General features: G+C 69.9%; 10 protein-coding genes. 4 read left to right on the top strand and 6 right to left on the bottom strand.

The window, feature by feature from the left end:
• Positions 1-102 precede the first annotated feature (102 nt).
• The 3 genes from ABZU75_RS28020 to fbaA all read right to left on the bottom strand — a co-directional run bounded on the left by ABZU75_RS28020 (position 103) and on the right by fbaA (position 3,138).
• Positions 103-1,386 carry an adenylosuccinate synthase gene (locus tag ABZU75_RS28020; protein WP_355560229.1) on the bottom strand — a complete coding sequence of 428 codons (1,284 nt, stop codon included), beginning with the start codon at positions 1,384-1,386 and terminating at the stop codon, positions 103-105.
• A 152-nt stretch (positions 1,387-1,538) separates the two neighbouring features.
• Positions 1,539-1,958 (bottom strand): DUF3151 domain-containing protein, encoded by a 420-nt coding sequence (locus tag ABZU75_RS28015; RefSeq protein ID WP_030916144.1) that lies wholly within the window; start codon positions 1,956-1,958, stop codon positions 1,539-1,541.
• 157 nt (positions 1,959-2,115) lie between these two features.
• Complete coding sequence (gene fbaA, locus ABZU75_RS28010) at positions 2,116-3,138, bottom strand: class II fructose-bisphosphate aldolase (RefSeq protein WP_030916146.1); 1,023 nt, start codon at positions 3,136-3,138, stop codon at positions 2,116-2,118.
• Between the two features lie 332 nt (positions 3,139-3,470).
• Here fbaA and ABZU75_RS28005 point away from each other — a divergent pair, with 332 nt between their 5' ends.
• The gene (locus ABZU75_RS28005) at positions 3,471-3,899 is read left to right on the top strand and encodes a hypothetical protein (RefSeq protein WP_355560225.1); all 429 of its coding nucleotides are present in this window, start codon (positions 3,471-3,473) and stop codon (positions 3,897-3,899) included.
• Positions 3,900-4,032: 133 nt separating this feature from the next.
• On the opposite strand, the gene pyrE is transcribed toward ABZU75_RS28005, so the two are convergent.
• A complete protein-coding gene (pyrE, locus tag ABZU75_RS28000) occupies positions 4,033-4,569 on the bottom strand; it encodes an orotate phosphoribosyltransferase (protein WP_350964082.1) in 537 nt (178 codons plus the stop codon).
• A 159-nt stretch (positions 4,570-4,728) separates the two neighbouring features.
• Here pyrE and ABZU75_RS27995 point away from each other — a divergent pair, with 159 nt between their 5' ends.
• The 3 genes from ABZU75_RS27995 to ABZU75_RS27985 all read left to right on the top strand — a co-directional run bounded on the left by ABZU75_RS27995 (position 4,729) and on the right by ABZU75_RS27985 (position 9,117).
• Positions 4,729-7,047, top strand: coding sequence for a zf-HC2 domain-containing protein (locus ABZU75_RS27995; RefSeq protein WP_355560221.1), 2,319 nt, complete (start codon positions 4,729-4,731; stop codon positions 7,045-7,047).
• Between the two features lie 276 nt (positions 7,048-7,323).
• Entirely contained in the window at positions 7,324-8,541 is a 1,218-nt protein-coding gene (locus ABZU75_RS27990) for an NYN domain-containing protein (RefSeq protein ID WP_355560218.1), read from the top strand.
• Positions 8,542-8,748: 207 nt separating this feature from the next.
• A complete protein-coding gene (locus tag ABZU75_RS27985) occupies positions 8,749-9,117 on the top strand; it encodes a hypothetical protein (protein WP_355560215.1) in 369 nt (122 codons plus the stop codon).
• Positions 9,118-9,207: 90 nt separating this feature from the next.
• Here the strand turns inward: ABZU75_RS27985 and ABZU75_RS27980 are convergent, their stop codons facing one another.
• Together ABZU75_RS27980 and ABZU75_RS27975 are read right to left on the bottom strand one after the other, a co-directional pair.
• Positions 9,208-9,840 carry a response regulator gene (locus tag ABZU75_RS27980; protein WP_355560212.1) on the bottom strand — a complete coding sequence of 211 codons (633 nt, stop codon included), beginning with the start codon at positions 9,838-9,840 and terminating at the stop codon, positions 9,208-9,210.
• 3 nt (positions 9,841-9,843) lie between these two features.
• Positions 9,844-12,365: ATP-binding protein (locus ABZU75_RS27975; RefSeq protein ID WP_355560209.1), on the bottom strand; the 2,522-nt coding region annotated here is incomplete at its 5' end.

Genomic DNA, 12,365 nt, shown 5'->3' with positions numbered 1-12,365 from the left:
CGGATCTTTTCTTTTTCGACCCCCAGGGGTTTGTGGCCCACCTGCAGTGGGCCGCCCACCCGGCCCTCGCCCCCCCGGGGGGGGAGCTCGGCGGGAGCGGACCTAGATCAGCGGGTGGATCTGGAGCGTCTCGGTGCGGCCGGGGCCGACGCCGATCGCGGAGATCCTGGAGCCGCTCATCTGCTCCAGGGCCTTCACGTACGCCTGCGCGTTGGCGGGCAGGTCCTCGAAGCTCCTGGCGCCGGTGATGTCCTCCTGCCAGCCGGGGAACTCCTCGTACACCGGCTTGGCGTGATGGAAGTCGGTCTGGGTCATCGGGATCTCGTCATACCGGACCCCGTCGACCTCGTAGGCGACACAGACGGGAATCCTCTCCAGGCCGGACAGCACGTCCAGCTTGGTGAGGAAGTAGTCGGTGACACCGTTGATACGGGTGGCGTACCGGGCGATGACCGCGTCGAACCAGCCGCAGCGGCGGTTGCGGCCGGTGGTCACCCCGTACTCGCCGCCGGTGGTGCGCAGCCACTCGCCCATCTCGTCGTCGAGCTCGGTCGGGAACGGACCCGAGCCGACGCGGGTGGTGTACGCCTTCAGGATGCCGATCACGCGGGTGAGCCGGGTCGGCGGGATGCCGGAACCCGAGCAGGCGCCGCCGCTCGTCGGGGAGGAGGAGGTGACGAACGGGTAGGTGCCGTGGTCGATGTCGAGCAGGTTGCCCTGCCCGCCTTCGAGCAGCACGACCTTGCCCTCGTCCAGGGCCCTGCTGAGGATCAGCGAGGTGTCGGCGATGTGCGGCTTGAGGCGCTCGGCGTAGCCGAGATACTCGTCCAGGACCTTGTTCGCGTCGATCACCCGACGGTTGTAGATCTTGGTGAGGATCTGGTTCTTCTCGCCCAGCGCGACCTCGATCTTCTTCTGCAGGATGCCCGGGTCCAGCAGGTCCTGGACCCGCACGCCCATCCGGTAGATCTTGTCGCCGTACGCGGGGCCGATGCCGCGCCCGGTCGTGCCGATCTTGGCCTTGCCGAGGTAGCGCTCGGTGACCTTGTCGAGGGCCTTGTGGTGGGGCATGATCAGGTGCGCGTTGGCGGAGATCAGCAGCCGCTCGGAGGAGACCCCCCGGGCCTCAAGCCCGTCGATCTCGCTCAGCAGCACGCCCGGGTCGATGACGACACCGTTGCCGATCACGGGGATGACGTTCGGTGAGAGCACTCCCGTCGGCAGCAGGTGCAGCGCATACTTCTGGTCGCCGATGACGACCGTGTGGCCCGCGTTGTTGCCTCCCTGGTATCTGACGACATAGTCGACCTGATCACCAAGTAGGTCGGTCGCCTTACCCTTGCCCTCATCGCCCCACTGGGCACCAACGAGAACGACAGCCGGCATTGTGATTCTCCCACCGCAAAAACGAAAACCCCTGGCGCAATCGCTACAGGGGCTCTTGCGTGGTGAGAATACCCGACGGCGTCCGAAATGGGGATCTCCCACCTCGGGGCGAGAGATCCCACGGGCAGATCAAGGGGCGGATCAGGGCCGGATCAGCGGCCGGTCAGCTCCTTGGACGCCTCGGCGCTGGAGTCCTTGAGGAACTGGAAGCACCGCTCGGCCTCCTCCTTCTCCCCGATGCTCTGGGCGGCGCGGGCCAGTGCGTGCAGGCACCTCAGGAACCCCTGGTTGGGCAGATGCTCCCAGGGGATCGGGCCGTGCCCCTTCCAGCCCGCCCTGCGGAGCTGGTCCAGGCCCCGGTGGTAGCCGGTGCGGGCGAAGGCGTACGACGTCACGGCGTGTCCCGCCGCGAAATACTCGTCCGCGAGTGCCGCCCAGGCGGTCGGATAGGCGGGGAAACGCGCGGCGACGTCGGATGGCTGGGCACCGGATTCCAGTGCCTGTCGAGCTTCAGGCAGGTCCGGGAGCAGGGTGGGCGGCGGGCCGGCGAGAAGGTTCTCGTGGGATTCCATAGCGACAGTCCTATCTGGTGAACCCGCGCCAAGCCAAGATCGGCTCCCGGGGACTTTCCGGAAGCCGATCTCGTGACCTGGCGGGGACCCTCCGAACATTGACCGGTTTTACCCGGTCTCTACCGAGAATTTCCGGTCTGCGTTGGCCGCCGGGTCATCAGGAGATCTTGGTGCCCGCCGACTTGAGGTGCTGGGCGGCCTCGACGATCCGCGCCGCCATCGAGGTCTCGGCGGCCTTGCCGTACGAGCGCGGGTCGTACACCTTCTTGTTGCCGACGTCGCCGTCGACCTTGAGCACGCCGTCGTAGTTCCTGAACATGTGGTCGACGATCGGGCGGGTGAAGGCGTACTGCGTGTCGGTGTCGATGTTCATCTTCACCACGCCGTAGGCGATGGCCTCGTGGATCTCCTCGAGCAGCGAGCCCGAGCCGCCGTGGAAGACCAGGTCGAACGGCTTCTCCTTGCCGTACTTGGCGCCGACCGCGTCCTGGATCTCCTTGAGCACGCTCGGCCGCAGCTTGACGTGGCCGGGCTTGTAGACGCCGTGCACGTTGCCGAAGGTCGCGGCGAGCATGTAGCGGCCGCGCTCTCCCAGGCCCAGGGCCTCGGCGGTCGCGAGGGCGTCCTCGGGGGTGGTGTAGAGCTTCTCGTTGATCTCGCCGACGACGCCGTCCTCCTCGCCGCCGACGACGCCGATCTCCACCTCAAGGACGATCTTCGCGCGGGCGGTCTTCTCCAGGAGCTCCCTGGCGATCTCAAGGTTCTCGTCCAGCGGCACGGCGGAGCCGTCCCACATGTGCGACTGGAAGAGGGGGTCCTCGCCCCTGGCCACCCGCTCAAGGGAGATGTCGAGCAGCGGGCGTACGAAACCGTCCAGCTTGTCCTTGGGGCAGTGGTCGGTGTGCAGGGCGATCGTCACGGGGTAGTTGGCCGCGACGACACGGGCGTACTCCGCCAGTGCCACCGAGCCGCTCACCATGTTCTTGACCGTGGTACCGGAGAGGAAATCGGCGCCGCCGGTCGACACCTGGACGATGCCGTCGCTCTCCGCCTCGGCGAAACCCCTGAGTGCGGCGTTGAGGGTCTGTGACGAGGTCACGTTGATGGCCGGGTAGGCGAAACCTCCCGCCTTGGCCCGGTCGAGCATCTCGGCGTAGACCTCTGGGGTCGCGATGGGCATCGTGTCATCTCCTGGAGACGGCTGTGGGCAGCTGGCACGGGGCTATGAAGACATTGCCCATGGGCCAGTATTCCGGGTTCCTTCCCAACCGGATAGCTCCACCACCACTTCGGGGCGTACGGATGTGTCCTCGGCATGGTCTCGGCGCCCACCGGTAGGAAACTTCCGGAGGACTCCTGGTGCTCGCCGGTACGGGATCTCCAGTATGACCTGGTTGGTTATAGGGGATCTTCTAGGATTTCGGGGCTTTGGGGCTGATTCGCCAGGTCAGTCGTGAAATATCCTCACGAACCGCTAATCTCCACTGTGTGGGACGCCACAGGTCTGACCCCATGGGTATCGCCCGCCTGGTCCTCGCCGGACTGGCGGCGCTGGCGTTCGTCGTCCTGATCGTGATCGGGGTCCTCTCGCTGATCGGCAGTCTCGGCTCCGGCGCCGAGACGGACCCGTCGGCCGCGCCGACCACCACCACGTCGCCCGCGGACGCCTCTTCGACCGCCTCCGCCACTGCCGAGCGGGTGCCGACGGTCCTCGTCGAGTGCCTGCGGGAGCACTGCCCCACGGTCTTCCTGAAGGTCACCGGGGGCGATGTGCTGCTCGACCGGGAGATGGCCAAGGGCGAGCAGTTCCAGTCCTTCGATCCCAAGGTCGACGTCGTGCTGGCCGACTCGGCCGCGGTCCGGGTCCAGGTGAACGGGACGGTCCGGGCACCCGGCGGGGCGGGGGAGCGCCAGGAGTTCACGGTCTCCCGAAACCGGTAGTGCGCTGTGGATCCTCGCCGTGGCGAGGATCGGCCGGACGGCACCTCGCGAGGTGGAGAAGGTCACCGCGGCCTGCCCCGGGGACCGGAACAGGGCCCCTCCGGGGAAGGCCCGCGAGGCGCCGGTCGATCCTCTAGTCCAAGCCGAGGTCGGCCAGGGTGTAGGCGGTCCGGTACGGCAGCCCGGCGTCGGCGATCGCCTGGGAGGCTCCCCGGTCCACGATCGTGGCGACCGCCACGACCTCGGCGCCCGCCGCGCGCAGCGCCTCCACCGCGGTCAGCGGGGAACCGCCGGTCGTGGAGGTGTCCTCCACCGCAAGCACCCTCCGCCCCGCCACATCCGGCCCCTCGATCCGGCGCTGCATGCCGTGGGCCTTCTGCGCCTTGCGCACCACGAACGCGTCGAGCGTCCTGCCCCGCGCGGCCGCCGCGTGCAGCATGGCGGTCGCCACCGGGTCGGCGCCCAGCGTCAGCCCGCCGACCGCCTGGTAATCGAGATCTTCGGTGAGGTCCAGCATGACCCGCCCCACCAGCGGCGCCGCCTGCCCGTCGAGGGTCACCCGGCGCATGTCCACGTAGAAGTCGGCCTCTCTGCCCGAGGACAGCACGACCTTGCCGTGCACCACGCCCTTGCCCTTGATCTCTGCCAGCAGGTTCTCGCGATCGCTCATGGCACCAAGGTTAGGGCGATCCGGAAGGCCGCCCGATCCGGGGCCACCGGGGAGCGGCGCCGATCCGGCCGTCGGATGGCAAAAGTGCGATCCGGGTTTACGCGCGGCGCGGACTGCGGGATTATCCGGCAGGCAACTCTGGGTAATGGTGAGGTCACAATGAGTGTGAAAACATCTCAAGGCGACGCTGAACTGCTGGCTGCCGCCAGGAACGGCGACGTGGCCGCCTACCGGGTGCTCCACCAGCGGCACGCTCCCGCGGCGTACGCGCTGGCCCGCCTGCTCCTCCCCGTCGAGAGCGGGGTCGAGGGCGTCGTCGAGGAGACGTTCGCGGCGGTCCACCACGTGATCGACCAGGGAGACGGCCCGGAGCAGGCGTTCCGCGTCCACCTGCTCACCGCCCTCCGCCGTACCGTCGGCGACACCTCCGACGCGGCGGATCTGGAGGGCTCGCCGGTGGCCAGGGCCTTTTCGTCCATGCCGGAGAGGTGGCAGCTCGTCCTGTGGCACGCCGAGGTCGAGAGGGCCAGGCCCGACGACACCGGACTCCTGCTCGGCCTGACGGTGAACGGCGCGGCCGCGCTCGCCTACCGGGCGCGGGAGGGGATGCGCCAGGCGTGCCTGCGCATCCACCTGGCCGAGACCACCGCGCCCGAGTGCCGGCCCGCACTGGCCAGGCTGGGCCACCACATCCGTGGCGGCCTGACCAGGGAACAGAGCAGGATCGTGGACGAGCATCTGGAGGGCTGCTCGGGCTGCCGCGCGGTGCTCACGGAGCTGACCGGCATCGGCCAGAGCATCCGCTCCGTCATCGGCCCGCTCATCGTCGGTCCCGTGTTCCCCGCCTACCTGGCGGCGCTCGGCAGGATGGGCGTCACGACGGGGGGCGGACTGCCCGGCCGCTGGCGGCAGGCTCCCCGATCCGTGCGGCGCGCCGTCACGGCCGGTGCGGTCACCGCCGCGGTCGCGATGGTGGCCGCACTCGTGCTGGTGCCGGGCTCAGAGCCCGCGCCCCCGCCCAACGCGGCCTCCGAGCCGATCGTCATGGCCCCGGCGCTCCCCGGCGTCGTACCGACACTCTCCGGGCAGCCGAAGGCGTCCGGAGGCGAGAGCGGCGGGGCCGGCGCCGGCGAGCCGGCCGAGACCGGGCCGGGGCCGACGGGAACGGGGCAGGACGGCCGGACGGGTTCCTGGCTCGCGCCCCGCCTGGTGGCCAGGATCGACGCGCTCGGTGCCCTGATCAGGTCCGAGGCCGGCATCGTGGCGGTGCGGCTGCGCAACGCGGGTCGTGGGCAGAGCGAGGAGGTCGTCGCCTACGTCGGGCTACCGCGAGGCGTGACGCTGCCGTCCGGATCCCGCGGGGGACACTCCGTCGGTGCCGTCGCGCCGGTCGGCACGGTCGACGGCTGGTCCTGCCGGGCGTGGCGGCGAGGTGCCCGGTGCGTCCGCGGTCCGCTGCCGGCGGGCCGGGCCACGGCGGTCTTCCTGAGAGTCCTGGTGTCGGACGACGCGCCCTACGGGGCGGCGCCCTCGGTCACGGTCTCCACGGCGGGGACGCGGGTGGCCGCCAGGTCGCGCAGCGGCGTACGGGCGGAGGGCGCTCCGGCACGGTTCGCCACCGACGGCCGGGTGGCCGTCTCCGCGATCGGCAACACCCTGCTGAGCTGCGCGCCCTCGGAGCCCGGGTGCGAGGCGGCCCGCGCGGGGCAGGGCAACCGGCGCGACAACAACAGCTGGGAGATGCGTCCCCTCGATCGTGACGGGGATCCGTCGACGAGCTCGTCGAGCGCCGCCCGGCTCGTGCTGCCGGCGGCCGGCAAGGTGGTCTGGGCGGGACTCTACTGGTCGGCGAGCGCGCCCCCCAGCGGGCGGATCAAGCTCAAGGTTCCGGGGGAGACGGAGTACCGGCAGGTCAGGGCCGCACGGGTGGTGGAGCGAGAGCTGCCCGTGGGGCGGGGCTACCAGGCGTTCGCCGATGTGACGCGGCTGCTGGGCAGGGCACGCGGGACGTACTGGGTGGCCGACGCCTCGATAAGGCCGGGTGTCTCGCGCCATGCCGGGTGGAGCCTGGTGATCATCGTGGCCGACCCGCGCAGGCCGTACAGCCAGACCGTCGTGCTCGACACCGCGACGGTGCTGGAGCGGGGGCATCGCTCGATGCGGATACCGCTCGGAGGTCTGACGCCCGCCGACGCGCCCGCGAAGGTGGCCCTGGTGACCTGGGAGGGTGACGCGGGCGTCGCGGGTGATCGGGTGAGGCTCGGTGGCCGGACCCTCCGGCCCGCCGGAGGGGAGCGGGATCCGCGCAATCCCTTCGACGGATCCGCCACCGGGGCGAGGGGCGCCCGCGCGACCTTCGGCACGGACGTGGACCGCTTCCGGGCACGCCTCGGCCGCGTCCCGGTGCTGGAGCTCAGCACGCACCAGGACGTCCTGCTTTTCGGCGTGGCGGCGGTGAGCGTGCGGACCGCTCCGTGAGGCGCGTTCGAGAAGGCCGGGCCTCCGGTACGACGGACGCGGTGCGGGACCTCGAAGACGGATGACGTATAGCACCCCGCAGAGGGGGTTGACGAACGGGACAAACTGGTACGGTCTGCGTAAACGGTCCGGCGTATGGTCGAGCGCGGGTGGAATCGTCGGGATTCACCCTCGGATGGTCAGCCGCTTGATTACCCTGAGGAAGGGCCGTCTGTCTGGGCTCTTTCGGGCTTGTCTGAGCCAGAGGATCGGGCCACGTAGGAAGGGCGGTGTCAGGTGGATCGTTGCGCGCTGTTCGTGGACGCCGGTTACCTGCTGTCCGACGGCGCGATGGCGGTGCACGGAACCCGCCACCGCGAGGCGGTCTCCTGGGATTACCCAGGGCTGCTCCAACTGCTCAACAAGCTGTCGAGAGAGCGCACCGGCCTGCCGCTGCTCCGCTGTTACTGGTACGAGGCGACGGTGGAGGGCCGGCGTACTCCCGAGCACGACACGCTGGCCGACATCCCCGGCCTCAAGCTCCGCCTGTCGCGCATCCGCCCCGGCCGCCGCGAGGGCGTCGACGCCCAGGTTCACCGTGACCTGATGACGCTGGCCCGCAACGGCGCGGTCTGCGACGCGGTCGTGGTCAGCGGCGACGAGGACCTGGCGCAGGTCGTCTGCGACGCCCAGGATCTCGGTATCCGGGTCACCGTGGTGCACATCAGCGCCGACGGCAGCTGGGCCGTCTCCCGCACGCTCCGCCAGGAGTGCGACGACCTGATCGAGATAGGTGCCGGCCAGTTGCGGCCGCACGTCAGCCTGATCGGCGACGAGGCGCCTCCTCTGGCGGTCAACGGCCACCAGCACGGTACCAACGGCCACTCCGTCGCGACTCGCGGCAGCAACGGCTCCCCGGTGGCCGGCCCGGTCAGCAGCCCGGTCACCAGCCCGGTCCCCGCGGTCCAGACACCCCGCGCGGCCCATGCCCAGCACGCGCTGCCCTCCGCCTATCCGAGCTACACCCAGGAGTCGCCGGCGACCCCGGTCACACCGGCCGCCCCGCCCCTCCAGACGCCGCCGCTTTCGCCCGCTCCCACGCCGTCGCACGCGGCCGTCAACGGCTCGACCGGCCCGCTGCAGCCCGCCCCGCAGTACTCGCTGGGCAACACCGGCGGCATGCCGAGCTACCAGGCGTCGCAGATGGGCGCCTACACCGGTCCTCAGTCGGCCCCCGTGCCGGTGCAGAGCACCGGGAACGGTGCCGCGACGACCCTCTCCGACGCGGTGAAGGCCGCGCACAAGGAAGGCCACGACTTCGGCGAGTCCGTCGCCAAGGACGCCCCCGCCCTGTGGCTGGAGGCGGTTCTCGCCCGTAAGCCCCGGATGCCCTCGGATCTGGAGGCACGGCTGCTCCAGGGCTCCTCGCTGCCGATCGACTTCCTCCTGCACGACGAGGTCCGCCACGCCCTGCGCCGCGGCTTCTGGGACGCCCTGGAGCGCGCCCGCCGCTGAACGCCACAGTCTCCTGGGTCTTCGCGGCGCCTTTGAGCAGGCATCGAGGCTGGCTCTCGTCTGATCCGGGGTGGGCGATGCCAGCGATGGTGGGTATCAACTGGGAGGCGTCTGGTCGCGGGTCAACCAGGAGGGGGACACCAGGTCCCCCTGACGGCGGGTGTGATCGGCCTGGACCCCGGACTACCGTCCCCTCTCGTGAAAACGATGGAGCGGAAGTCATGGTTCGGGGCGGGTTTGCTGGTCGTGGCCCTGCTCTTGGCGGGGTTGAGCGGGTTCGTGTTCCTGCGGGCGAGCGCCACGCAGGAACGGATTGACGGGCACCTTCAGAAGGTGGCCGGGCTGCTCAGCGAGGCGGGGGCCGTCAAGGAAACCGACCCCGGGCGGCACGACGAACTGACCCGGGAAGCTGACCGGTACACGGGGTTCGCCGAGGCCGACCTGGAGGAGCACGACTCCCAGTATTCGAGCGCGTGGCTCCTCGCCGCCGGTGCCGTCGGATGCCTGGCCGGATCCTTCATCGTGTTCTCCCTCCGTGGCGGCCGGCGGGCGGCGCGCGCCGCGGGGACACGGTGAGACGCGGTGGCCGGCGGGCCGCCCCGGGCGGGGGATGCCCGGGGGTGACGTCCGTGAGGGTGCCGCCCGCGGGCGGGCCGGCGGGCGCGGTCAGGTGAGGGCGTCGAAGCCGGCGCGCAGGTGGTTGAGGCGGTTGGTCAGGTCGGATATCGGGCCGACGAGGCCGGGGGCGCCGTTCTTGCCTGCCAGCTCGGTGACCCGGGCGAGCTCGTTCTCGACCGCGGCCAGGCGCTTGGACAGCTCGGGCAGCACGGTCGCCTGCTCGTCCGCCTCGCCGGGCGGCAGCTCGGCGGAGAGGCGTTCGCGGAGCATGGCGGCCTGCTCGGCCAGCCTGCGGTTCATGTTGTAGAGCTCCACGAACACCGCGACCTTGGCCCGGAGCACCCACGGGTCGAAAGGCTTGGTGAGGTAGTCGACGGCGCCCGCCGCGTAGCTGCGGAAGGCGTAGTCGGGCGCGCTGTCGACCACGGTGAGGAAGATGATCGGGATGTTGCGGGTGCGCTCGCGGCGCTTGATGTGGGCCGCCGTCTCGAACCCGTCCATGCCCGGCATGCGGACATCGAGCAGGATCAGCGCGAACTCCGTGCCGAGCAGGGCCTTCAGCGCCTCCTCCCCGGACTTCGCCCGGACCGGTATCAGATCGAGCGAGCTGAGAATGGCCTCCAGCGCGATCAGGTTCTCCTCCCGGTCGTCCACCAGGAGGATCTTGGCTCTATCCGGCATCGATCACACGCCTTCGTCGGAGTCACCGGCCGGCTTGCCCCTGGTCAGCCAGCCGCGTAGCCGTTCCAGCAGGCGGTCGACGTCTACGGGCTTGGGCACGTAGTCGGAGGCGCCGGATGCGATGCTCTTCTCCCGGTCGCCTCGCATGACCTTAGCGGTCAGCGCGATGATCGGCAGGTCCGCGAACTGGGGCATCCGGCGGATCGCGGAGGTGGTGGCCCAGCCGTCCATCTCCGGCATCATGATGTCCATCAGGACGAGGGCGACGTCCTCGTTACGTTCCAACTGCTCGATGCCCTCGCGGCCGTTCTCCGCGTAGATCACCGTGGAGCCGTAGCGTTCGAGCACGCTGGTCAGTGCGAACACGTTGCGGATGTCATCGTCCACGATCAGGATCTTCGCCCCGGTCAGCGGGTCGTCGCCCTTCCACGGCTTGCCCTCGCCCTGCGGGGGGAAGTGCGGCAGGGGCATGTCGTCGCCCCGCACCAGCTCCGGCAGGTCGCCGGAGCCTTCGAGCACGCCGATGAGCGCCGGGTTGCGGGGGGAGGAACTGGGGGCGCTCGCCCCGCCGTCCCGTGAGGCCAACGGACCGCCGTAGGACGGTGGCAGGTAGAGGGTGAAGGTGCTGCCCTCGCCGACCTTGCTGATCACGTGGATCTCGCCGCCGAGCAGGCGGGCGATCTCGCGGCAGATGGACAGGCCCAGGCCCGTCCCGCCGTACTTCCGGCTGGTGGTGCCGTCGGCCTGGCGGAACGCCTCGAAGATGACCTCCAGCTTGTCCGAGGCGATCCCGATGCCGGTGTCGACCACCTCGAAGGCCAGGATGCCGTCGGCGCCGCGCAGGGTGTCGTCCACGAAAGCGACGGAGCGACCGGCGTGGATCACGCGCAGCCGTACCTCGCCCTTGGGGGTGAACTTGATCGCGTTGGAGAGCAGGTTGCGCAGCACCTGCTGGAGGCGCTGCTCGTCGGTGCGGAGTTCCTGCGGTATCGACGGGTCGACCTCGACGGTGAACGACAGGCCCTTGTCCTGGGCCAGCGGGGCGAAGGTGGCCTCGAAGTAGTCGACGAGCTTGGGCAGGGAGATCTGCTGGGGATGGATGTCCATCCGCCCCGCCTCGACCTTCGACAGGTCGAGGATGTCGTTGATCAGTTGGAGCAGGGCCGACCCGGCGCCGTGGATCGTCCTGGCGAACTCCACCTGCTGGGCGGTGAGGTTGCCGTCGGCGTTCTCGGTGAGCAGCTTGGCCAGCACGAGGAGGCTGTTCAGCGGGGTGCGCAGCTCGTGGGACATGTTGGCGAGGAACTCGGACTTGTAGCGCGAGGAGACCGCGAGCTGCTCGGCGCGCTCCTCCAGCGTGCGCCGGGCCTGCTCGATCTGGAAGTTCTGGATCTCGATGGCCCGGTTCTGCTTGGCCAGCAGCGCCGCCTTGTCCTCCAGTTCGGCGTTGGAGCGGCGCAGCTCCTCCTGCTGGCGCTGGAGCTCGTCGGAACGCTCCCGCAGCTCGGTGGTGAGACGCTGCGACTCGGTCAGCAGGTCCTCGGTGCGGGAGTTGGCGATGATCGTGTTCATCGTGACACCGATGGTCTCGACGAGCTGGTTCAGGAAGTCGTGGTGGATCTCGCTGAACTCGCTGAACGAGGCCAGCTCCAGCACACCGAGTACCTGGGTCTCGAACAGGACCGGCAGCACGACGATCTGCGCGGGTGTGGAGGTGCTGAGACCGCTGTCGACGGTCAGGTAGCGGGCGGGCACGTTGCCGAGGATGATCCCCCTGCCCTCCAGCGCGGCCTGGCCCACGATGCCCTCGCCGGTGGCGAACCGCTGCCGGGGGCCGTTGCCGGAGCGTACGCCGTATCCGGCGATGAGGTGCAGGTCGTGGTCGCCGGTGGGTTCGGCGAGATAGAAGGCGCCGTAGTGGGCCGACACCAGCGGGGTCAGCTCGCTCATGATGAGCTTGGCGACCTCCATCAGGTCGCGATGGCCCTGCATGAGGCGGGAGATCCTCGCCAGGTTGGACTTCAGCCAGTCCTGTTCCTGGTTGGCGGTGGTGGTGTCGCGCAGCACCGCCACCATCATGTTGATGTTGTCCTTCAGCTCGCCGATCTCGCCCTCGGCGTCGACGGTGATGGAGCGGGTCAGGTCACCGGTGGCGACGGCGGTGGTGACCTCGGCGATGGCACGCACCTGGGTGGTGAGGCGCGCGGCGAGCTCGTTGACGTTCTCGGTGAGGCGCTTCCAGATGCCCTCGGCGCCTTCGACCCGGGCCTGGCCGCCGAGCTGGCCCTCGGAGCCGACCTCGCGGGCGACCCGGGTGACCTCGGAGGCGAAGGAGGAGAGCTGGTCGACCATGGTGTTGATGGTGGTCTTCAGGGCGAGGATCTCGCCCTGGGCGTTCACGTCGATCTTGCGGGTCAGGTTGCCGGACGCGACGGCGGTGGTGACCTCGGCGATGTTGCGGACCTGGTAGGTCAGGTTGTTGGCCATGGAGTTGACGTTGTCGGTGAGGTCCTTCCAGACGCCGG

Source organism: Streptosporangium sp. NPDC005286 (genome assembly GCF_040607515.1).
Taxonomy (GTDB): Bacteria; Actinomycetota; Actinomycetes; order Streptosporangiales; family Streptosporangiaceae; genus Streptosporangium.
This window is presented reverse-complemented; position numbering and strand designations above follow the sequence as displayed.